We start from the raw sequence: 21750 nt of genomic DNA, 5'->3' as shown, positions 1-21750 counted from the left end.
GATGACAATATCACATTATCACTTTCAAACGGCATCACACATTGTTTCTGGCGCCCACTCTCTAGAGCTCCTTGGGGAGAAACTAGAGCTATTAGGACTTAGCAAATTGAGATCGATTTTTATTTTAACGCAGCCATCCATCGTATCTCTTGGTTACGCAGATCAAATCAAAACAGAACTTGCGAAAAAAGGGATTGCGAGTGAGATCAGCACAGAGATTAAGCCTGAACCAACGGAAGAAAATATCGAGGACGTATTCCAGACATTTTTAAAAGGGGAGCATGAAGCCATTATTGGGATTGGTGGCGGGAGTGTGCTGGATGCGGCCAAAATATTAGCCGTTCTAAAGACGAATGATCAGCCAATTTCTGATCTCGTTGGCACGAACCTTGTTAAAAAAAGAGGAGTTCCAACGATTCTCATTCCAACAACCTCAGGTACGGGATCAGAAGTGACACCAAACGCGATTGTTACCTTTCCGGAAAAAGAATTAAAAATTGGCATGGTCAGCCCATACCTTTTGCCTGATCTTGTGATCTTAGATCCCTCACTGACACTCAAATTGCCAAAAGCCATTACCGCAGCTACAGGGATGGATGCGTTTACGCATGCGCTTGAATCGTATATTTCAAATAAAGCCAATCCATTTAGTGATATGTTTGCACTCGAATCGATGAGGCTCATTTCAGGAAGTATTCAGGAGGCCTATCATCACGGGGATAATATGACAGCAAGGGAAGATATGCTGGTTGGTGCCATGTATGGCGGGATGGCGCTCACAAGTGCCGGAACCGCTGCTGTTCATGCAATGGCTTATCCGTTAGGGGGGAAATTCAAAATTTCACACGGTGTCGCTAATTCCATGCTGCTTCCTCATGTCACGGCGTTTAATGCAGACCATATCAAAGATCGTCTTGAAGATATTGCTAGAGTGATAGGGATCGAAGAGAAAGGCTCAAAGCATACGCTTGCAGAGCAAGTGATTCGTCAAGTTGAAGAGTGGACAGCGGATTTACACATTCCTCAACAACTCAAAGCCTTCGGCGTGTCAAAAGAAGATGTGCCGGTACTTGCTGAAGCTGCTTCAGAGGTGAAGAGATTAATGGATAACAACCCGAAGCCGATGTCTGTCTCTGATATTGAACAGATCTACATGAAACTGCTCCACGTTTAACACTTCATACGTCACTGGGATGGGACATGAGAAGTTGCTTCATACGGCTTGCACACAAAGGGGGATTTTAAGTGAATGTCTTAAGTAGTTCTGTCATCACATTTATTTTAATCGTCATTATTCTCTATATTCTGTTTACGACCTGGCTGACGATGCGTTTCCGTAGTAAGTCTAACTCAGAATTTAACAATGCCGCTAAGTCACTTCCAGCTATTGTGGTCGGTATTTTGTTAATGAGTGAATTCATTGGGACGAAGTCAACTGTCGGAACAGCTGAATCTGCTTTTACACACGGGCTTTCCGCTTCATGGTCTGTTATCACAGTTGCTATTGCCTTTTTTATTTTTTCCTTTTTCTTAGTGGGAAAGTTTTATCGAACAGGACAATACACGATTTCAGGTATTATTGATCAAAAATTTGGGAAATCAACAAAGCTTGTTGTCTCTGTCATTATGATTGCAGCCCTGCTCTTGGTGAATCTAGGAAACTATTTAAGTGGTTCAGCTGCCATTGCATCCATTCTTGGTCTTCCTTTAATGACCTGTGCCATCATCACGGCGGTTGTGAGTACATTTTATTTTACTTTCGGAGGAATGAAGGGGGTTGCATGGGTCACGATCCTTCATTCAATTGTGAAGTATGCGGGGATTTTGATTACACTAGGGGTAGCCCTTTATTTAACAAAAGGCTTTGAGCCAATGAAACAAACATTACCCGACCATTTCTTTACATGGGATGGGACCATCGGTTGGGGAACGATTGGAGCTTGGTTTATAGGAAACATGGGGGCCATTTTTGCGACGCAGTTTATCATTCAAGCGATCACCTCGTCGAAAAGTGAGCGAGAAGCGAAAAAATCGACCCTGTATGCAGCACTCCTTTGTTTGCCGCTTGCCATTGCGATCGGGATCATCGGTGTCGCAGCCCGTTATTTGTATCCAGACATTGACCCTATTTATGCTTTCCCTGTCTTTTTACAGCATATGAATCCGATTTTGAGCGCTATTGTGGCAACATCGCTTGTCGCATCCATTTTTGTTGGTGTCTCGACGGTTGCACTTGCTACAACCACGTTGATTATTGATGACTTTTATGTACCGAAAAAGAAACCATCACCAGAGCAGCGTATGAAGGTGACTCGGTATGTAGCCGTCATGGTTGGGATTGTGCCGCTTGTGGGGGTCGCACTTGCACCAGAGTTGCTGTCACTTTCCTTTTTTACACGAGCACTTCGAACATCGATTGCAGTTGTAGCAGCAATGGGCTTTTACTTGCCATACTTTAATTCAAATAGAGGAGCAACCATTGGTCTTGCCGCTTCAGGCATCGCCACGACGGTGTGGTATTTACTCGATAATCCATTTGGAATCGATAATATGTATGTGGCCATTATCATTCCTTTCCTAGTTCTGGTGATGGATCGATGGATCAGCCCGCCAGCTAAAAAGGATCAATCACTGAAAGGAGAATTATGATGACAAATGAAGACATCATGATCAAAATAGATGGAAAATTGCGACAAAATGAACAAGACGCAGCTAGAAAAGAAGCCTTTTTACCAACAGATTGCGTGCAAAACCATGCGGCTAATCTCATCGAACTGGATAATGGAGATTTGCTGTGTGTATGGTTTGGCGGTACGCAAGAAGGAATTCCTGATATCTCTATCTATATGTCAAGGCTCAAGCAAGGAAGTAATCAATGGACGAAAACTGTGAAGCTGTCTGATAATTCTACACGATCTGAACAAAATCCAGTTCTTTTTCAAGAGAAAGATGGCAGGCTGTGGCTGCTTTATACAGCACAACTTTCTGGCAATCAAGATACAGCTCTTGTGAGATATCGTTTATCGGAGGATAGAGGAGAGACTTGGGGAGAGATTGGTACTTTATTTGATCAGCCGGGGACGTTTATACGACAGCCTATTGTTGTATTGGATAATGATGATTGGCTCCTTCCGGTGTTCTATTGTAAAACGATTCCTGGCGTAAAATGGACAGGAAACCGTGATGTCAGTGCTGTGAAGATTTCCTCAGATCAAGGGAAGACCTGGGAAGAGGTCACTGTGCCCAACAGTACTGGCTGTGTTCATATGAATATCGGAAAATGTGCGGATGGTTCCCTGCTTGCCCTCTTTAGAAGCCGGTTTGCTGATTCGATTTATATGAGCCGTTCAGTGGATCATGGACGGACATGGTCTGAGCCAAGAGCAACAGAGCTGCCAAACAATAACTCATCCATTCAATTTACGGTGCTCCATAATGGTCATCTTGCCCTCGTTTATAACCATATCAACGCGGATGATCAAACAGAAAGAAGAGCGTCCTTGTATGATGAAATTGAGGATGAAGGCGATACACGAACGGCTGTTGATACAGAGGCGCGTCCAGCCTTTTGGGGAACACCGCGTGCGCCAATGACACTTGCCATCTCGACGGATGACGGTGCGACATGGCCCGTCAGACGTAACCTTGAAATTGGCGATGGATATGCCATGACAAACAACTCAAAGGACAAATTGAATCGAGAGTATTCCTATCCATCCATCACAGAAGGAAAAGATGGGAGCCTGCACATTGCGTTTACTTTTTACCGGCAGGCCATCAAGTATGTGTGTGTGAAAGAAGAATGGACTCATCACACGTCTTAACCGCAAGGGATCAGTGTTTCCGTGAATTGTAACCCTCATTTTCTTCATTTATAATTGATGTTTGGAGGGTTGTCTCAATTTGCTAACATTTGGACTCCCTCAACGTATGTCTCACGATGAAGAGATAAAAAATGGGGGTCCTTTTCATGAATATAAAAGTATTAGGTATTGCGCCGTATAAAGGATTAGGCGATGTATTAATCGACCTTGCCAAAGACGAAAAAAGCATCACATTCCAGCTTGAAGTCGGAGATCTTAGGTCTGGTGTTGCACTGGCAGAACAGGCCGAGGCTCAAGGAATGGATATTATTATGAGCCGCGGGGGGACAGCTGCGCTTATTCAAAAACACGTCAACATTCCAGTGGTGGATATACCTGTGTCAGGCTACGACTTGCTTCGTGCCCTGACGCTGATTAAAGATTACCAAGGGAAAAAAGCAGTAGTTGGATTTGAAAATATTACACAAGGTGTACGCACCATCGGAGAGTTATACGGGATCAAAATTGATATTTATACAATACAGCAAGAGGAAGAAGTGTGGGATCTTTTACAGCAGTTACAGGAGCAAGGGACACAGGTTGTACTGGGTGATGTGGTTACAGATAAAGCGGCCAAGGAGCTTGGGATGCAAAGCATGCTCATTACCTCAGGACGTGAATCTGTCAAAGAAGCGTTTCATCAAGCAAAACAAATGTACCGTTTATATAAAGAGGCGACAGCTGAGCAGCGCCTCTTTCGTGAAATGATTGACCAAGAGTCAAAAGGGATGCTGATCATTGATCAGCACAATCAGCTTTATTTTATCAATCAGCAAATGAAAGAATGGACAGAAAAAGGGTTATTTGCACCGTTTACGTCTCATGTTGATGTGATGGATTGGTGCCCGGCGCTTGAACCAGCAGTAAAAGCAGTTCGAGAAGGAAAACAAAATGGATATTCTCAAATCTCCTTTCAGCAGCAAGTGTGGCATGTCAAAGGAAGCTTATTATCTAAAGGTGAGCTACTTTTGACGATTGAGAAGCCTTCTGCTGTGATTAATAGGGAGGGGCAGCGTATATGGACGCTGGCTGCACCTGTTCATTCAGCACATCCATTTGCTCTTTTTACTGAGCAGAGTTCAAATATGAAAGATGTGATTAAAAGGGCAAAGGCGTTCAGCCAAACAGATCGATCGATTTGTCTCTATGGTGAACAAGGAACTGGTAAATCAAGCCTTGCTTTTGCTATTCACCAAATGAGCGAGAGGAAAAATGAGAGCTTTATGACGGTGCATTGCAGCCGTTTGACTGAATTAGATGATGTAAACATAATTCCGGTGCATCAAAAAGGGACGATCTTTCTGAAGGATATTGATCGTGTCCCAATGGCTATGCAGCCCATTATGGCCGAGCAGCTTATTCATCATCAGCAGAACATTCGCTGGATGGCTGCATCTACAGTTGATTTGTTCAAATTGATGCAATCTGGGGCGTTTCATGAAGACCTATATACGTGTTTGCAGGAGCTCGTCATTCATGTCCCGCCGTTATCTGAACGGGCAGAAGATATTGAGGATATGAGCCGGTTATTTATAGCTGAATTAAATTCTCTTTATGGGACGCAGGTTGTTGGGCTGTCAGCAGAAGTGATTGCCGCCTTTCAAAACGAGCGATTTAGAGAAAATGTCCGGCAGTTCAAGCGGATTATGGAAGAACTGGTGCTGACAACAAAAAGTGGATATATCACGTTGAGTAAAGCAAAGCCGGCAATTGAGCAACTTGCTTCTGAGAATGAAGAAAAACAGCTGTCCAGCTATTTACATGGCACGCTTGACGAGATTGAAAGACGAATCATTCGGACGGTGCTGGAAGAAGAAAATATGAATCAATCAAAAGCAGCAAAGCGGCTAAATATTAACCGCACGACGCTGTGGAGAAAGCTAAAGGAATAATATGCAATGAGACCGAGGTGTCTAAATGACAAACGATCTATTAAAAAAAGGAGCGAACTTAGAGCAAAAGGTGATCATTGTGGCTGATGATTTAACAGGCGCAAGTGATACAGGTGTTCAATTTGTGAAGGCCGGTTTAAAAGCCTCTGTGCTGTTCCAGCCGACATTTGAGGATATGAGCCGGTACAAGGAGGAAGATGTACTGATTGTCGATACAGACTCGCGAAGTATGTCTTCTGAAAGAGCGTATAATGAGGTCAGTCAAGTGGTTCAGCCGTTTCTACAAGGGGATTCGCACCTTTTCTTTAAAAAAATAGATTCAACGTTAAGAGGAAATATAGGAGTAGAGCTTCAGGCACTAATGGATCTTGGCCGGTTTGATGCGGCAGTCATTGCCCCCGCTTACCCCGATGCGAATAGATCTACGGCCTATGGCATTCATTATGTGGAGGGTGTGCCTGTTCATCTATCAGAAGCAGCGAAGGACCCAAAAACGCCTGTCCTGACATCCAGTATTTCAGACTTAATTGACGAGCAGACAAACATCAAGCCAAAACATCTTTCGCAGCAAGCGATCTATTCAGAGCTAAACGAAACGAGTCATGACGTTTCATCTTTATTAAAACATGGTCATCAATGGTTTGTGTGTGATGCAGAAACGAACCATGATTTAACACAGATCGTTGATTTGTTTATGAAGATCAATCAAAGAGTGCTTTGGGTCGGGTCAGCCGGACTCGCTGGCGCATTATCATCCTATGTTGCGAAACACCGCAATCTTTCTCGTGCAAAAAAGCATGAATCTGTTCTCATCGTTTCAGGAAGTGCTTCTCAAAAAACAAATGAGCAGTTTGCTTTTTTAAGAGAAAAGCACGATTGTCTCGAGGTGAAAGTGAACCCGTTGAATGTATTAAATGGCCGTGAAGCATGGGAAAGGAAATCAGTTATGGATCAGCTGCTCATGCGTCAGGATGAAGATATTCTCCTTTATACAGACGCAAGGCCAGAAATGGTTGAACAGATGTTGGCATACGGTGAAGCGAATGGCATGACAAGACAAGAAGTAGGAAGTACCTTATCTGTCTGTCTTGGTAAGATCACAAAAGACATTGTTGAATTAACAGGGGTGAAACGCCTTTTTTTAACTGGTGGAGATACGGCGCGTGCGATATGCCATGAGCTTGGAGCAGGCGGGATTCAGCTGTTGAAAGAAATTGAACCCGGCATCCCGCTTGGGCGGCTCGTTGATACGAGTGTATATGCGGTCACAAAAGCAGGGGCATATGGTCAAAAAGATTCTGTGCTCCATGCGGTTGAAGTGTTGAAAAACATAGAGGGGGTAGACGAATGGCAAAACCAATCATTGCTGTAACGATGGGAGATGCTTCTGGGGTTGGTCCTGAAATTATTTTAAAAGCCTTCCAGCAAAGCCGTTTACATGAAGAAGCCGTTCTATTTGTCATTGGAGACACCCATATATTAAATAGGGCGAAAGATTTTGTGAATACAGATGTGGAGATTGTCAGTATTAAAGAACCGGAGGAAGCGGAACAAGTAAAAGCTGGTACCGTTCCTTGTCTTGATCTTCATCTATTAACAAGTGATATTCCAGTAGGAGAGATTTCAAAAGAAGCAGGGAATGCCGCTTTTCGCTATCTTGAAAAAGCCATTACACTTGCGAATGACCGTAGAATTGACGGCATTTGTACAGCACCGTTAAACAAGGAAGCACTTCATAAGGCTGGTCATATGTATCCAGGGCATACAGAAATTTTAGCTGACCTGACAGGTACGGACGATTATGCCATGATGCTGGCAGCTCCTAATTTAAAAGTGGTGCATGTGACGACACATATCGGATTAATGGATGCCATCTTAAAAATCAATCCTGAGCGTGTATACACAACGATTAAACTGGCTCATGATACCCTCGTTCGATCTGGTATCCCTGCACCTAGAATTGCTGTGTGCGGGATTAATCCGCATGCCGGGGAGAATGGTCTGTTTGGAAACGGAGAAGAAGAGGAGAAGATCATTCCAGCGGTAGAACGAGCACAGGATGAAGGGGTTCAAGTATTTGGCCCGCTACCAGCTGATACACTGTTCTTTAGGGCGACAAGAGGCGACTTTGATATTGTTGTGGCGATGTATCATGATCAAGGGCATGGACCAATCAAGGTGCTTGGCTTAGAATCAGGCGTGAACATTACAGTTGGATTGCCTATAATCCGTACAAGTGTCGATCATGGGACGGCATTTGATATTGCAGGAACAGGAAAGGCTGATTCTGCGAGTATGGAAGAAGCCATTCGGCAGGCAATCATGCTTTCTGGTACGAGAGAGAACCGATAGTAAAAGAGAAAGAGCCTTCCAATGGAGGCTCTCAGCGTGTAGACAAACCCTCGCATTCGTTGTCAGTCCTGCGCTTCGGTGCTCACGAATGTCAAATTCGCTCCGCGCCGATGCTCGTCCTTCCTAGGGCTGCAGAGGTTTTCTATCACGCTGAAAAGAAGACAAAGGGTTAAAATAAAGTTCATTTTAACCCTTTGTCAACAATCTGAGAGCCTTCCAATGGAGGCTCTTTCTTTAGTTCATATACGTTCCGCCATTCATATTGATGGTTTCCCCTGTGATGAAATCTGACTGATCAGAGGCTAAAAAGGTGACGGCGTTTGCGACTTGCTGCGGTGTTCCAATTGTTTTCAGAGGAATTCTTTCTAAAACAGATCTACGGTATTCATCACTCCACTGTTTGCTCATGTCTGTCTCAATTGGCCCAGGACAGACAGCATTTACATGAATGTGATGTGCTGCTAATTCTTTGGCAAGATGCATCGTTAAGTAATTGATACCTGCCTTTGAAACGCCGTAAGCGGGTGATGCATTGTGATGAGGGGTTTTGCCAGTAGTTGAACTCATGTTGACAATCTTCCCGCCTTGCTGTTTGATCATGTCAGGAATGACTGCTTGACACATGAGAAACGTACCCGTCAAATTAATATCAATTAGTCTTTTCCATTCATCAACAGATGTATCGACTGTTGATTTCCGCAAATTGATCCCAGCATTGTTGACCAATATATCAATCTGTCCGAAATGGTTTTTTGCCTTCTCAACGAGGGAGGCAGCTGTCGCTGGTAAACTAGCATCACCAGCGACAGAAACAGCGCGTGTCTCTTCTTTATTTAGAGAGGAGCAAACGTCTTGCAATAGCACTTCATTCGTTCCGTTCAGCACCACTTTAGCTCCTTCAAAGACAAATGCCTCCGCAATGGCGCGCCCAATCCCTCTGCTTGCACCTGTAATGATTGCTACTTTGTTTTGTAAAGTCATCTATCATCCCACCTATCTGTCATAATTAAAAAGCGCTTTCATTTATTATAAAATGTGATGTTTCATCATTCAACATATAAAGTGGGAATGAAGAGGTTTTGAATAAAAGTGTTTCATAATAAAACAAATACATCTTTTCCACTTCAGGGTATACTAAAAGGAACAAGCAATGGATAAGGGGGAACCTCAATGAAACTTTATACAAAAACCGGAGATCAAGGTCAAACAGGCTTGATTGGCGGGCGGGCTGATAAAGATGACGCAAGAGTAGAAGCGTACGGTACATTAGATGAGGCGAATAGTTTGATTGGACTAGCCCATGCAAACTTAAGGCAGCATGGCGAATTGTTTCAAGATATTCTATCTGAGCTAATGGTCATTCAGCATGAACTGTTTGACTGCGGCGGTGATTTAGCAGCGGTGAAACCACCGAAAGAAGGCAAGTTAAAAGAAGAATCTGTCACAGTCCTTGAAAAGCGAATGGACGTGTATGTAGAAGAAGCCGCGCCGCTGACTAAATTTATTTTACCTGGCGGCCAGGAAGGTGCTGCCCTCTTACATGTAGCGCGAACAGTCGTCAGGAGAGCCGAGCGGCATATTGTGACACTCGCAAAGCAGGAGGAAATTCCAGCAGTTACGCTCACATATGTGAACCGTCTATCCGATTATTTATTTGCTGCCGCCCGTATTGTGAATCATCGGCTTGGTGAAGCGGATGTTGAATATGAACGAAGTGCAGACGTGTTTCGTTCTAAATGAGGAAAAGCACTCTTCTAGTCGAAGAGTGCTTTTTCTATAGATTCAACCGTTCAGTCTGAGCCATGTTACGACTCTGGTCGCAACCAAAGATCAATCTACGACACGTTTTGCCGGCTTCCTTTTTTGACTATAGTTAAAGCAAGGAGCAAGAAAGGAGGCATGAAGATGAAAATCACAAGTAAAACCATCATCGGTTCAATCCTGATGTTCATCGGTTTATCCATCTTCTTTGGTGGTTCATTGGGCGGGCTGATCCCGACTTTGATTGGGGCGTGGCTCATTTATGTAGGTGTCAAAAAATATGATAAAGGCAGTAAAACAACAGGGGTCATACTCACTATTATCGGTGTATTGCTCGTCGCACAGTCGCTGCCATTTTTACTCGGAATCGCATTTGCTGGAGTACTTCTCTACTTTGGCTGGAAGATGATCAATGGTGAATCTGCTAAGGAATCATCCGGCAGAACAACATATATGGAGCCAAACACGGCACCGAACATGGAAGAACCCATGCACACGACATTTGATCAAGAATGGGAAGACTTTTTAAAGAAAAAATAAAGGGAGGAATATGAAATGGTATTAAGAAGAGTACGTGATATGTTTGTTGCAACAGTCAATGAAGGTTTAGATAAATTGGAGAATCCGCGTGTCATGCTGAATCAATATGTTCGTGATATGGAGGACGATATTGCCAAAGCGAAACATGCGATTATCAAACAGCAAACCATTCAGCAAGGTTTCTTGAGAAAAGCAGAAGAGACAGAAGCATTTGCTGATAAGCGAAAGAAACAGGCGGAGCTGGCGTTTCATGCAGGAGAAGAAGAACTTGCACGGAAAGCACTGACTGAAATGAAGTATTTTGAAGAAAAGCACAATGAATATCAAGATGCCTATCAGCAATCTGTTAAACAGCTGAAAGAGCTGAAAGAACAGTTGCAGCATCTAGAAACAAAGCTGCGTGATGTTAAAGACAAGAAGCAAGCGCTGATTGCAAGAGCCAATGCCGCACAGGCAAAGCAGCATATGAATGAATCTATGAATAAAGTTGATAGTGAAAGTGCTTATAAAGAATTTCTACGCATGGAGAACCGTATAGAGGAAATGGAGACAAAAGCGGGCAGCTATGCACAATTTGCTGATCAGGGTGCATATGCTCATCTTGATTACGCTGATGAGGTTGAAAAGGAATGGCAAAAGCTTCAACGATCAAAGCAGCTTGAGAAACAGCCGGCAAACTAATGGAAATGTGTCAAAACGGAAGAAAAACAGGATTTTTCTTCCGTTATTTGATTTCTTTCTGTTTCGCTTTTCCTTATAATAAAAAGGTCAAAGGATAAAGGGATGATATAAATGAAACGGTTCATTGGTCTAATTTGTATACTTGTTGGTGTTTTTTTGATGATTGGGATGCTTTTCAAAAATGGAGATCTCTTTCATTTGAGCTTTTCTCGTGATAAAGCGGTCACAACAGCTTCAGCGAAAAAGGATGAGGTTGAACAATTAGATATCTCTCTTTCTGGATTTCGCATCAAGGTGGAGCCGGAAGATCGTTCGGATATTTCTGTGATGGTTGTGAATGGAAAAGGGAAAATGTATGCTGAACAAACAGGCGGAACATTCAAAGTCCGTGCTGAAAATAAAGGATTTTTGTTTTTCTCTGCATTTGAAAAAGGAGAACTCTTAGTCAAAATTCCAACAGATTATCATAAAGATGTGAAAATAACAGGTGGAATCGGCGTGAGCGAAGTAAATGGCGAAGGAAAGCTGTCTCTTCAAGATGTGACGCTCAAATCAACGAGCGGAAACCTCACAGCTGAGAACTTCTCAGCAAATCGTGTGGAAATCAAAGCGACTTCTGGCAGACTTTCAGTGTCTCATATTGATGCGAAGGAAAGTGATATTGGTGCCACTTCTGGTCGTGCTGATATTCAAGATGTAAAAGGAAAGCTGCAATTAGGCATGACAAGCGGCAGGCTGACAGCAAGCTTTGATACAATTGATTCACCAGTCGACTTTCACATGACATCAGGCAGTGCGAAATTGAACTTGCCAGATGAGGGAGATTTCAAAGTTCAAGTGAAAAAAACGAGTGGACGTATTGATCATTCGTATGATTTTGACCAAGCGGATAGTGAAGGCCGAGGTTTTACAGGCACGCATGGGAAAGGGACACACTTAGTCGATATTGAGATGACAAGCGGAAACTTAAAATTGCGGTAAACAAACGAAAAAAGGAAGGAGGCGAGTCAACTGCGTTTTTCTAGAAATCAAATTTTAGGCATCATTGTGGTGATTTTTGGTATTAATCTTTTTCTCAAAATTATTGGGATTGGGGCAGACCTATTTTGGCCAGTGTTTTTTGCTCTATTTGGTTATTGGCTGCACTCTCGATCTAAACGTTGGCTCGGTTCGGTTTCCTATATTTTTGCAGGCTTTCTCTTCTTGAAATTTCTACTAAATATCACGTTTAGTTTGACTGGGTATTTATTTGCTGCCTTTTTGATCTATGCGGGCTATCGTTTATTGAAAAACAAACCTGTTTTTGATGTCGATAAAAAGGATTCATCAGACGATGGAAAGCCTTCACTGAAAGTCAATCTTGAAAAAGAGGGCGATCAGAAGAAAACAAAAAGCCAGGCAAAGCCGCGCAAAGAACATGATTTCTTTATCGGTGAAGTCAGGCTGATGAAAAAACCATTTCAATTAAGTGATTTGACCATTTCAGGTTTTATTGGCGATGTCAAAATCGACTTATCAAAGGCGATTATTGCTGAGGAAGAGAGCACGATCGTCATTAGTGGGCTCATTGGAGATGTCGATATTTATGTACCTCAGGATATTGAAGTATGTGTGAGTGCTTCGGCTGCAATTGGTGATATGAAAATCATTGATGAAAAAAGAAGTGGGTTCGGCAGTAAAGTGTATGTCATGACAAATGATTATGATGAGAGCAAGCGAAAAGTGAAAATCTCCATTTCTCTCCTGATTGGGGATGTGGATGTGAGGTACTTATGAGGAAACTGCATTTAGGCATCCAGTGGCAATCTGTTCGTCTTGCAGTCGGTATCTCGCTTGGTGTTGTCATCATGACGACACTCCCGATGTTTTTTTATTATCAGCTTGATCCCATGATTTTGCTGTCTACGCGGTGGTTCGGCATCCCGTTTTTTTGTATTTTGCTCATTATTAGTCTCGCCATTGGTGTATCAGCGGGGCATGTGTTTGGCTATCAGCATAAGAAGCGGCTGGATCAGCTTGTAGAGTCGATTTTGAAGTTTGAAAATGGGAATTTTGCCTATAGACTGCCTTCTCTAGGTGATGATGAAATTGGTTTGGCGGCAGATCAATTAAATGAAATGGCGAAACGAGTGGAAGGGCAAGTAGCCTCCTTACAAAAGCTCTCAAATGAGCGAGCTGAATGGCAGGTTCAAATGAAAAAATCGGTTGTCTCAGAAGAGCGTCAGCGTCTAGCGCGTGAGCTGCATGATGCAGTCAGCCAGCAGCTATTCGCCATTTCGATGATGACGTCTGCGATTCTTGAAGGGATGAAGGAAAAGGATGAAAAGATTTTAAAGCAAATGCGTCTTGTGGAACGAATGGCTGGCGATGCACAAAATGAGATGCGTGCACTCCTTCTGCATTTAAGACCGATCACCCTTGAAGGAAAAGACTTGAAAAAAGGCTTGATTGAGCTACTCAATGAATTTCAGGCAAAGCAGCCAATTGATATTGATTGGGAAATAGAAGATGATGCTCCGCTGTCTAAAGGGGTGGAGGACCATCTGTTCCGAATTGTGCAAGAAGCCCTTTCCAATGTGTTTAGGCATGCAAAGGCGACAAAGGTGACAGTGCGTCTGCTCATTCGAAACCGTCAAGTTCAGCTGAAAATAATTGATAACGGGATTGGTTTTCAAACAGATCATGTGAAGACTGCTTCCTACGGACTTGAATCGATACGAGAAAGAACAAGTGAAGTAGGCGGTGTCGCAGAGATTATGTCATTTGAGGGAAAAGGCACACAAATTGATGTGAAGGTTCCCATTTTTGATGAAGGAAAAGGAGAGAACGTTCGATGATTCGAGTGCTTTTAATTGACGATCACGAAATGGTGAGAATGGGTCTTGCTGCTTTTTTAGAGGCACAGGCGGATATTGAAGTCATCGGTGAAGCGTCAGATGGACAAAAAGGTGTAGAACTAGCGGTTGAATTAAAGCCAGACGTGATTTTAATGGACCTTGTCATGGAAGGCATGGATGGCATCGAAGCAACGAAAAGAATTTGTCAGGAAATAGAGGATGCCCGGATTATTGTACTGACGAGCTTTATTGATGATGATAAAGTGTATCCAGTGATTGAGGCTGGTGCTTTAAGCTATCTTTTAAAAACATCGAAAGCAGGAGAAATTGCTGATGCCATCAGGTCTGCGAGTATCGGCGAACCAAGACTTGAATCAAAAGTAGCTGGAAAGGTCATGAACAAACTCCGCCATTCATCAAATGGGTCCATTTTACACGATTCGTTAACCGCAAGAGAAATGGAAATATTAAAGCTGATTGCCGATGGGAAATCGAATAAGGTCATTGCTGAGGAATTGTTTATTACCATCAAAACAGTCAAGACGCATATTACCAACATTCTTTCCAAGCTTGATGTAGAAGACCGCACACAAGCAGCCGTGTATGCACATCGCCATAAGCTGATTCAATAAAAAAACAGCTTTCAAATGAAAGCTGCTGGAACATGCGCAAAATTAGTCCTTCTGTCCTGTGATTGGACGTTCGGATAGTTGATGGAGCTCAGGAACTGGAAAAGCCTCCTGCTCCTCGGCCGATTTGTCTTCCAGGGTTTTCTTCATCTCGGAAAGCAGTTTGACGCTTTCCTTTGCCACTGCCGCTTTTTTCTCTTGCAAATCAATGATCTGTGAAAGTCCAACAAATAAACCGCCTCCAATCAGAAGGAGCGCAGGGGTTTGTCCATAATAAATCACGATCAAAAATGTGCTTGAAAAGCTGTCGGCTTCAATGAAGAAATCTTCTTTTGATTGCATGAATACCACGACTAACAGAAGTATTCCTAGAATCAAAAATAGAATGCCGGCCGAAAGTAAAGCTCGTTTCATGATTGACACCCTTTTTTTCTTACCATTTTAACATACTCTATCAGGATTGTGTTGCGCCCTTAGTCCCGAAGTCACGGATTTTCACATTTACCTTGTAACGAATATCCGATTCACTAAAAATGTCATCCCAATGTTTTGCTTCTTTTCGGAATTCCTTCGGATAGGCAATACTCGCTTTTTGATAAAATCCACAAATATCTGCTTTGATCTCATGCTGTAATTCCCCGATAAAATCTTTTACATTTTCCTCAAGTCGATGTGCCACGACTTTCTCAATTTCTTGGAGGTATTTTTCATTAAATGAATTTTCCCGTTCATTCCAATCCTCAGACAATCTTCCATCAAGCTCCACTGACACATCAAATTCATATTTGCCACTGGCTGTTTTATGGGTGTCAATGTTGTGTTTGATTTTAAAGATCTCAAAAGAATAAATGCTATGTTCATATTGGAATTCAATCACTCCGCCTGTTGCATCTCCAGTCAGCAGGTTGTAGGACTGCACCGCTAAAGGAGAGATGTTGGTGAGAAATCGTTTGTTCTGAATAATCGAGGCACCATCCAGCATTAATTTGCCCTGACTGACACTGACTTTCGGAATGGCAAAGGATACGTTGTTTTGCATAGCAGAAGAAATATCTCCTAAGGAAACGGGCTTGAACATACGAATGGTCGTTTTTGTATTCGAAGAAATATCGTATAAGGTGGAAGCGGCAGGCTGGCCGTCGTCATTGATTTTCAGCATATCTCCAGGCTTCTCAGAGGCCATAAAGACAAGGCTTCCTCTTCGTGTTTCATTGTCCCGAATGAATTGATTGATGACCAAATCGAAATTATTTTCATTGATAAGGTCTTGAGAAAACAAATAAACCCTCAGCTGCTGAGCAAAAATGCGGTGTGTTTTTAGGGCCGTTGTACGAAAAATTTGGTGTATGGAATCACCGCTTGTCTCAATAATCTTCGTCGGATCTTTCACGCTTGATTCTTGCTCAATTTTTTGCGGAACGAGCACCTGCATAGACAGCTTCAATTTATGTCCGTCATCTCCTTTATCTACAGCAAATCCAATTGCCATGTTGAGCTCCTCGATATTTGTACTATCCCAGCACCCGCATAATAGAATCAGTGAGAAGAGCGCAAGAACCGCTTTCTTTTTCATGCTGTTTTCCGCCTCCTTTTGAAAAATACGATGATAAATAAAAGAAACGGGAGTATACCAAATAGAAGAAAGAACAAGTTGTTTACGTAGGTTAAATAGTCTCGGACCGTATCAACATCTTTTGGGAAAAGAGCGGCAAAGAAGATCACAATGCCCATCAAGGCGAGCGCGATTTTTTTAGGGAATTTAGTCAATTTGATGACTCCTATCGTAGCAAAAAACGTATATCCTACAAAGCTCGTATAAAGCTGGACAAGCCAAACAATCAGCAAAAAGGATTCAATCCGTTCAATAAAAATCCCCTGAATATCAAATGATTGAAATAAGGCAATGGTCGGCCACGTCAGAGTCGCCGTTTCTTTCACCGTGAGCGCACCAACCACAAGAATATAGGTGAAAATATAGATGATCGCAGGAATCAAAAAGCCGATGGAGCCATATGCAAAAGTGTGTTTTTGCGTATTCATATAGGCAGGCATGAAAAGCATCATTTCAATGCCGACAAACGAAATGGCCGAAGCATTCAAGGAATTGAAAACAGGGGAAATGCCCTCTCCTAAAACTGGCCGTAGGTTATCGAGCTTAAACTCTTGTACACTAAGTCCGTAGGCTACAAATAAGATGATGAGTGTGACAATCAGAAAAAAAGGGCACAGCCGGGCAAAATCTCCAATCCCCCCAATCACAAGGTAAAAACCAACCAAAATAAAGCTGATCATCGTCACGGCTACCGGTGTGTTTTGAAGTAGAAAGAATTTCACCATCTCAGACATGGCTCGTACTTCATAGCTGGCAACGCCGAGAAAGTAAATAATAATCAACAGGTTGGCAAGTGAGCCAATCCATTTCCCAAGTCCTTCTTTTGTATAGTCATAGTAGGAAGAAAAGGAGACCTTTTTCATCATGAGCACATTGACAAAAATGAACACAATGTATATCACACTCATGAGTAAGAGTGCAATCCAGCCGTCAGGTGTAGGCGCAGCTTGAGCCATTGATCTTGGCAGAATCATCATACTTGCACCTAGTGTGGTATTGGCGATAATGGCACTTGCCTGATAGCTTGTGATCGACTCTTTATGATTGACCATGTCGTTCCCCTTTCTTTTGATTTTTCAAAGGCAATCTGATGATGGAATTGTCCTCATTTTTATAACTGAACACAAAATCTGGTGAAAAATATGGGGTGCCAAAGCTTTTTTGTCTTGTCAAATGAGTGAGTAAGACGAGCATAAACAGGACAAGTCCATATAAACCGAATGCAGCTGCAGTAAACATGGACACAAAGCGAAGGACACGAAATGATATCCCCATTCCATATTGAGGAAAGGTAAAGGATGCAAGTGCAATGACGCTGACAATAATGACCATAATGGAGCTGACGATATGGGCTTGTACGGCTGCCTGCCCAATGACAACACCGCCCACAAGTCCGATTGTTTGTCCAAGTGGATTAGGAAGCCTTAACCCAGCCTCTCGCAGCAGCTCAATGGTCATTTCCATGATGAGTGCTTCCACAATAGGAGGAAAGGGGACATTCTCTCGTGTGCTTGAGATGGAAATAGCTAAAGTTGTGGGCAAAAGACCTTGATGGAAGGACACAAGGGCAATATAAATGGCTGATAAAAACAATGTGAGAAAGATGGACGTAAAACGTAGCAAACGAATAAGAGAGGCGGCGATCCATCTTTCATAATAATCATCAGGTGACTGCATAATCGTCGCGAGGGAAGCAGGCACAATTAAGATAAAAGGCGAATGATCGACAAAGATGGCGACGCGCCCATTGTTTAAAGCAGATGCGACTTTATCAGGCCGTTCTGTGTTTTGAATTTGCGGAAAAGGAGAATACACATTGTCTTCAATGAGCTCTTCAAGGACGCCAGAGTCTTGTATATCATCAATGGTGACTTGTTTGAGACGCTTTTTTACCTCTTTTAAAACAGAGGGCTCAACGATACCGTCAATGTACATGATCGATACTTGGGTGTATTTCTTTTCGCCGATTTTCATGTCTACTGTTTTGAGATCAGGGTTTTTCAAACGCTGTCTGACGAGAGCTAAGTTCGTGTTGATATCTTCAATGAAACCAATCTTTGGTCCTCTTACGACGGTTTCAGATGTAGCATCTCCTAAATTGCGTTTCTTCGTTCCATGTGTTTCTAAAATATAAGCGTGCTGAAATCCATTAATCAGTACGACACAATGTCCTTGAAAAATAGCATCTACTAGTTCTTCAGAGGTTTTTACCGTACGGGTAGTCATCATCGATAAATTGGATTCTAGCTTCTCTTTTGTTAGAGAGGCATGATCTTGCAATAGCAGCTTTAAGAAGGTTTGAATCTGCATCGCTTCGTTCATTTCTTTAATGTATAAATAGTAGACAACCTGTCCATGAGGCAATGTTTTTTTCTCATGGATCAAATCATCCATGTCCTTTAACTGAGGGAGAATGACAGAGAGATTATCGTATAAGTGCTCTTTCAATGGAGTTTGATTCAAATGGATCACCCGCCTCAATTTCTTTTTCTTAGCATTACCTGCTTGAAAAAACAATATTCTGTGTTACATTATTTTGTGGTATATGAAAGAATCACGGTGTTGGAGGAAAGACGATGGCGCAAATTCGTTTAGCAGGAACAAAAGAGGAGATCGACCGTATTCTACAGTCGTTTGACAAGCATTATGAGGTGACCTATACGTCAAAAGATTACGGAAAAACCAATCCGAAATACAAATATTCCAAAGATGTTCGTGTTTATATTGAACTAAAATTAAAATAAAGATAAAATTTTAATTGAAAACGCTTAAAGGATTTTCGTTTTTTGTATAGAATAGAGTTGAGTGATGAAGCTATGGAGGGATACATAATGACAGAATTTAGAATCGAAAAAGATACAATGGGCGAAATCAAGGTGCCAAAGGACAAGTTCTGGGGTGCACAAACACAACGAAGCAAAGAAAATTTCAAAATCGGTTCTGAGAAAATGCCAAAGGAAGTTGTGAATGCGTTTGCAATTTTGAAACGTAGCACAGCGATTGCCAACGAACGTCTTGGCAACTTAGAAAGTGAAAAAGCAGAAGCGATTGCTGCTGTATGTGATGACATCATCAGTGGAAAATATGACGAGCATTTCCCGCTTGTTGTATGGCAAACAGGAAGTGGAACACAAAGTAACATGAACATGAACGAAGTCGTTGCAAATAGAGCAACTGCTTACTTGAAAGATAAAAATAGTGAATTCAGCATTCACCCGAATGACGATGTCAACCGCAGCCAAAGCTCAAATGATACATTCCCAACGGCTATGCACGTGGCAGCTGTTTTAGCTGTGTACAAAAAGCTATTGCCTGCGATTGACCAGTTAAGAGCGACGCTTGATGAGAAAGCAAAAGCATACCAAGAAATCGTGAAAATTGGCCGTACGCATTTGCAAGATGCAACACCTCTTACAGTTGGCCAAGAGATTAGCGGCTGGGTGTACATGCTTGACCGTTCAAAAGAAATGATTTTAGAATCTACTGAAAAAATGAGAGAACTTGCGATTGGCGGAACAGCTGTTGGGACAGGAATTAACGCACATCCTGAGTTTGGCAAATACGTGGCAGAAGAAATCAGCCAGTTAACAGGTCAAACGTTCAATTCTTCACCAAACAAATTCCATGCGCTCACAAGCCATGATGAAATCACATATGCACACGGTGCGCTTAAAGCTCTTGCAGCTGACTTAATGAAAATTGCCAATGATGTGAGATGGCTTGCAAGTGGTCCTCGCTGCGGAATTGGTGAATTGATCATTCCTGAAAATGAGCCAGGCAGCTCCATTATGCCAGGAAAAGTCAACCCAACTCAAAGTGAAGCTTTAACAATGGTTGCCGCACAAATCATGGGGAATGATGCAACGATCGGTTTTGCCGCAAGCCAAGGAAACTTCGAGCTGAACGTATTTAAACCGGTCATCATCTATAACTTCTTGCAGTCAGTTGAATTGCTTGCTGACGGCATGAACTCATTCCATGACAAGTGTGCCGTTGGAATTGAACCAAACCTAGAAACAATCGAGAAAAACCTAAACAATTCATTGATGCTTGTGACGGCACTCAACCCGCACATCGGATATGAAAATGCAGCGAAAATTGCGAAGCTTGCGCACAAAGAAGGATTAACACTAAAAGAAGCTGCCCTTCAATTAGAACTATTAACAGAAGAGCAGTTTGAAGAGTTTGTGAAACCAGAAGAAATGGTGACACCGAAAGCAAAATAAGACACCAGAGGCCTCTGTGCCTCTGGTTTTTTTATGGAAACTCCCTGAAATTACAGAAAAGAAGTTTGATTATTTGTCACAATCATAAACCCAGGGCAACCAAGCCCTGGGTTTTATAAATGATCTTCTTTTAGAATGCGTAATAAGGAGCTGGAGACCGGCTGAAGCGGTGTGTATAATTTCAATTGATAAAGCATGCCTTTGACGATGACTTGTCTTGGTTTTTGTTTGTTTAACTCGTTTTCTAAAATGCCAAGCGCTTCAAATAAATCTGGCTTGTCTTTCACTTCATAATGTGCTTCTGCCAGCTCTCTTAATTCTTTTAATAGAGATTCTGTGAGCGGGTCAAATGATCGTTCATAAATCGGGCCGAACCAGTCGCTTGCTTGGTCCACAGAAATGAGCGGATGGTCATTGCGCTTCATCATACCGCCCATTAGATCATCAATACGGTGAATCATTGTTGCGGCAAGCTCCTCTGCTTCGAGCTGAAAATCATATAAAATGGCAAGCTCAAAGTAAACGTGACTCATGCCCTCAATCGTTAAACATAGATCAGCCATATAAGGAATGGCCGCATCTCCATACACTTGCTTAATGTTATCAATGTGCAACTGAATCGTCGCAAGTCGAATTTGCTTTGCGAGCTGCTGCGTTTCTTCGTTCAATGGGAGCGCCCTGTCGCTTAGCTGCATTTTAATAAAATCCTTTTGTTGCAAAATATTATCGTAATAGACAGTGAGCTGTTTCCGGTAGGCCTCTTTTGGTGTGCCGCCCTCTGTTTGAACCTCATGAATCCGGGTAAATACCTTATCGTAATAGTAATGCAAGATCGAAATAAGTAGTGCTTCTTTCGATTTGAAATAAAGGTAAAACGCACCCTTTGACATGTGGCATTCATCCGCAATTTCCTGAACAGACGTTGTATTATAGCCTTTGCTGGCAAATAACTTCATACCAGCCTCAATAATCATTTTTTCTTTCTTTTTCAATATGAATGTCATCCTTTCTTACCGAGCGACAAATGTCTTAGGAAACGTGCGCAAAGAGATGTGACTTATCGGTCATAAACGACAAAACTTTTCAAAAATTAATCAGATTGTAACTTGTTTTTTACAGTGTAATTCTTTATATTATAAAGTAAGGTGACCAACCGGTCAAAAAATGTGAAAGGATGATGTTCCATGAGAGAAATTGATGATATGATTAGACGCTTGAAAGCAAAAGGAATTCAAGTAGAAAAAGTCAAAATGCCGAAAGAGACAACCATTGAAAAGAAATGGATGTATCAAGCTGGCAAGAAGATCAAAGCCACATACCGTGATTTCAATGGGTATTCATTCATCTAAAAAAAGAC

General features: G+C 42.3%; 22 protein-coding genes. 16 read left to right on the top strand and 6 right to left on the bottom strand.

Annotated features, from left to right (window positions below; genetic code table 11):
• Position 1 precedes the first annotated feature (1 nt).
• From ID12_RS01200 to pdxA, 6 genes are all read left to right on the top strand, one after another.
• On the top strand, positions 2-1174 hold the full coding sequence (locus ID12_RS01200) for an iron-containing alcohol dehydrogenase (RefSeq protein WP_050826606.1): 1173 nt from the start codon (positions 2-4) through the stop codon (positions 1172-1174).
• A 71-nt stretch (positions 1175-1245) separates the two neighbouring features.
• On the top strand, positions 1246-2649 hold the full coding sequence (locus ID12_RS01195) for a sodium:solute symporter family protein (protein WP_025207958.1): 1404 nt from the start codon (positions 1246-1248) through the stop codon (positions 2647-2649).
• Positions 2649-3824: a sialidase family protein gene (locus ID12_RS01190; RefSeq protein WP_050826605.1), complete on the top strand. Its 1176-nt coding sequence runs from the start codon at positions 2649-2651 to the stop codon at positions 3822-3824. Before ID12_RS01195 ends, ID12_RS01190 begins: the two co-directional genes overlap by 1 nt.
• Before the next feature lie 146 nt (positions 3825-3970).
• Positions 3971-5755, top strand: a complete 1785-nt coding sequence (locus ID12_RS01185) for a sigma-54-dependent Fis family transcriptional regulator (RefSeq protein WP_186306170.1) — start codon at positions 3971-3973, stop codon at positions 5753-5755.
• Positions 5756-5780: 25 nt separating this feature from the next.
• Entirely contained in the window at positions 5781-7127 is a 1347-nt protein-coding gene (locus tag ID12_RS01180) for a four-carbon acid sugar kinase family protein (RefSeq protein ID WP_050826603.1), read from the top strand.
• On the top strand, positions 7103-8107 hold the full coding sequence (gene pdxA / locus ID12_RS01175; protein WP_050826602.1) for a 4-hydroxythreonine-4-phosphate dehydrogenase PdxA: 1005 nt from the start codon (positions 7103-7105) through the stop codon (positions 8105-8107). The genes ID12_RS01180 and pdxA overlap by 25 nt, the downstream gene beginning before the upstream one ends.
• A 234-nt stretch (positions 8108-8341) precedes the next feature.
• On the opposite strand, the gene ID12_RS01170 is transcribed toward pdxA, so the two are convergent.
• Complete coding sequence (locus ID12_RS01170) at positions 8342-9088, bottom strand: SDR family NAD(P)-dependent oxidoreductase (RefSeq protein WP_017359266.1); 747 nt, start codon at positions 9086-9088, stop codon at positions 8342-8344.
• 189 nt (positions 9089-9277) lie between these two features.
• Between ID12_RS01170 and ID12_RS01165 the strand changes: the two genes are divergently transcribed.
• From ID12_RS01165 to liaR, 7 genes are all read left to right on the top strand, one after another.
• The gene (locus tag ID12_RS01165; RefSeq protein WP_025207953.1) at positions 9278-9847 is read left to right on the top strand and encodes a cob(I)yrinic acid a,c-diamide adenosyltransferase; all 570 of its coding nucleotides are present in this window, start codon (positions 9278-9280) and stop codon (positions 9845-9847) included.
• Between the two features lie 165 nt (positions 9848-10012).
• Positions 10013-10408, top strand: coding sequence for a hypothetical protein (locus tag ID12_RS01160; protein ID WP_050826601.1), 396 nt, complete (start codon positions 10013-10015; stop codon positions 10406-10408).
• 15 nt (positions 10409-10423) lie between these two features.
• Positions 10424-11089, top strand: coding sequence for a stress responsive protein LiaH (gene liaH, locus ID12_RS01155; RefSeq protein WP_017359269.1), 666 nt, complete (start codon positions 10424-10426; stop codon positions 11087-11089).
• Positions 11090-11200: 111 nt separating this feature from the next.
• Positions 11201-12070, top strand: coding sequence for a LiaG family protein (liaG, locus tag ID12_RS01150; RefSeq protein WP_046527522.1), 870 nt, complete (start codon positions 11201-11203; stop codon positions 12068-12070).
• A 30-nt stretch (positions 12071-12100) separates the two neighbouring features.
• Complete coding sequence (liaF, locus tag ID12_RS01145) at positions 12101-12865, top strand: cell wall-active antibiotics response protein LiaF (protein ID WP_035389364.1); 765 nt, start codon at positions 12101-12103, stop codon at positions 12863-12865.
• On the top strand, positions 12862-13926 hold the full coding sequence (gene liaS, locus ID12_RS01140) for a two-component system sensor histidine kinase LiaS (protein WP_007500303.1): 1065 nt from the start codon (positions 12862-12864) through the stop codon (positions 13924-13926). The genes liaF and liaS overlap by 4 nt, the downstream gene beginning before the upstream one ends.
• On the top strand, positions 13923-14558 hold the full coding sequence (liaR, locus tag ID12_RS01135) for a two-component system response regulator LiaR (protein WP_007500305.1): 636 nt from the start codon (positions 13923-13925) through the stop codon (positions 14556-14558). The genes liaS and liaR overlap by 4 nt, the downstream gene beginning before the upstream one ends.
• A 42-nt stretch (positions 14559-14600) precedes the next feature.
• On the opposite strand, the gene ID12_RS01130 is transcribed toward liaR, so the two are convergent.
• From ID12_RS01130 to ID12_RS01115, 4 genes are read right to left on the bottom strand one after another with little or no spacing between them, the layout of a single operon-like run.
• Positions 14601-14969, bottom strand: a complete 369-nt coding sequence (locus tag ID12_RS01130) for a hypothetical protein (protein WP_007500307.1) — start codon at positions 14967-14969, stop codon at positions 14601-14603.
• A gap of 40 nt (positions 14970-15009) precedes the next feature.
• Positions 15010-16128, bottom strand: coding sequence for a Ger(x)C family spore germination protein (locus ID12_RS01125; RefSeq protein WP_008347083.1), 1119 nt, complete (start codon positions 16126-16128; stop codon positions 15010-15012).
• Entirely contained in the window at positions 16125-17219 is a 1095-nt protein-coding gene (locus ID12_RS01120) for a GerAB/ArcD/ProY family transporter (protein WP_008347081.1), read from the bottom strand. Before ID12_RS01120 ends, ID12_RS01125 begins: the two co-directional genes overlap by 4 nt.
• Positions 17206-18630 (bottom strand): spore germination protein, encoded by a 1425-nt coding sequence (locus tag ID12_RS01115; RefSeq protein ID WP_008347079.1) that lies wholly within the window; start codon positions 18628-18630, stop codon positions 17206-17208. The genes ID12_RS01120 and ID12_RS01115 overlap by 14 nt, the downstream gene beginning before the upstream one ends.
• Positions 18631-18743: 113 nt before the next feature.
• Between ID12_RS01115 and ID12_RS18700 the strand changes: the two genes are divergently transcribed.
• Positions 18744-18911, top strand: coding sequence for a YvzF family protein (locus ID12_RS18700; RefSeq protein ID WP_003213147.1), 168 nt, complete (start codon positions 18744-18746; stop codon positions 18909-18911).
• An 87-nt stretch (positions 18912-18998) separates the two neighbouring features.
• Complete coding sequence (fumC, locus tag ID12_RS01110; RefSeq protein WP_050826600.1) at positions 18999-20393, top strand: class II fumarate hydratase; 1395 nt, start codon at positions 18999-19001, stop codon at positions 20391-20393.
• 113 nt (positions 20394-20506) lie between these two features.
• Here the strand turns inward: fumC and ID12_RS01105 are convergent, their stop codons facing one another.
• On the bottom strand, positions 20507-21385 hold the full coding sequence (locus tag ID12_RS01105; protein ID WP_050826599.1) for a TetR/AcrR family transcriptional regulator: 879 nt from the start codon (positions 21383-21385) through the stop codon (positions 20507-20509).
• A 192-nt stretch (positions 21386-21577) separates the two neighbouring features.
• Between ID12_RS01105 and spxO the strand changes: the two genes are divergently transcribed.
• Positions 21578-21742: an anti-adapter protein SpxO gene (gene spxO / locus ID12_RS19310; protein WP_008347070.1), complete on the top strand. Its 165-nt coding sequence runs from the start codon at positions 21578-21580 to the stop codon at positions 21740-21742.
• Positions 21743-21750: the final 8 nt, after the last annotated feature.

It is taken from the genome of Bacillus altitudinis, assembly GCF_001191605.1.
Lineage (GTDB): Bacteria > Bacillota > Bacilli > Bacillales > Bacillaceae > Bacillus > Bacillus altitudinis.
Note: the sequence above shows the minus strand (reverse complement) of the source record. Positions and strands in the feature narration are given on the sequence as shown.

Excerpts from the sequence above, each read along its gene's own strand:
- ID12_RS01200 (WP_050826606.1), top strand. The coding sequence starts at position 2 with ATGACAATATCACATTATCACTTTCAAACGGCATCACACATTGTTTCT.
- ID12_RS01190 (WP_050826605.1), top strand. The coding sequence starts at position 2,649 with ATGACAAATGAAGACATCATGATCAAAATAGATGGAAAATTGCGACAA.
- ID12_RS01185 (WP_186306170.1), top strand. The coding sequence starts at position 3,971 with ATGAATATAAAAGTATTAGGTATTGCGCCGTATAAAGGATTAGGCGAT.
- ID12_RS01180 (WP_050826603.1), top strand. The coding sequence starts at position 5,781 with ATGACAAACGATCTATTAAAAAAAGGAGCGAACTTAGAGCAAAAGGTG.
- pdxA (WP_050826602.1), top strand. The coding sequence starts at position 7,103 with ATGGCAAAACCAATCATTGCTGTAACGATGGGAGATGCTTCTGGGGTT.
- ID12_RS01170 (WP_017359266.1), bottom strand. The coding sequence starts at position 9,088 with ATGACTTTACAAAACAAAGTAGCAATCATTACAGGTGCAAGCAGAGGG.
- ID12_RS01165 (WP_025207953.1), top strand. The coding sequence starts at position 9,278 with ATGAAACTTTATACAAAAACCGGAGATCAAGGTCAAACAGGCTTGATT.
- ID12_RS01160 (WP_050826601.1), top strand. The coding sequence starts at position 10,013 with ATGAAAATCACAAGTAAAACCATCATCGGTTCAATCCTGATGTTCATC.
- liaH (WP_017359269.1), top strand. The coding sequence starts at position 10,424 with ATGGTATTAAGAAGAGTACGTGATATGTTTGTTGCAACAGTCAATGAA.
- liaG (WP_046527522.1), top strand. The coding sequence starts at position 11,201 with ATGAAACGGTTCATTGGTCTAATTTGTATACTTGTTGGTGTTTTTTTG.
- liaS (WP_007500303.1), top strand. The coding sequence starts at position 12,862 with ATGAGGAAACTGCATTTAGGCATCCAGTGGCAATCTGTTCGTCTTGCA.
- liaR (WP_007500305.1), top strand. The coding sequence starts at position 13,923 with ATGATTCGAGTGCTTTTAATTGACGATCACGAAATGGTGAGAATGGGT.
- ID12_RS01130 (WP_007500307.1), bottom strand. The coding sequence starts at position 14,969 with ATGAAACGAGCTTTACTTTCGGCCGGCATTCTATTTTTGATTCTAGGA.
- ID12_RS01125 (WP_008347083.1), bottom strand. The coding sequence starts at position 16,128 with ATGAAAAAGAAAGCGGTTCTTGCGCTCTTCTCACTGATTCTATTATGC.
- ID12_RS01120 (WP_008347081.1), bottom strand. The coding sequence starts at position 17,219 with ATGGTCAATCATAAAGAGTCGATCACAAGCTATCAGGCAAGTGCCATT.
- ID12_RS18700 (WP_003213147.1), top strand. The coding sequence starts at position 18,744 with ATGGCGCAAATTCGTTTAGCAGGAACAAAAGAGGAGATCGACCGTATT.
- fumC (WP_050826600.1), top strand. The coding sequence starts at position 18,999 with ATGACAGAATTTAGAATCGAAAAAGATACAATGGGCGAAATCAAGGTG.
- spxO (WP_008347070.1), top strand. The coding sequence starts at position 21,578 with ATGAGAGAAATTGATGATATGATTAGACGCTTGAAAGCAAAAGGAATT.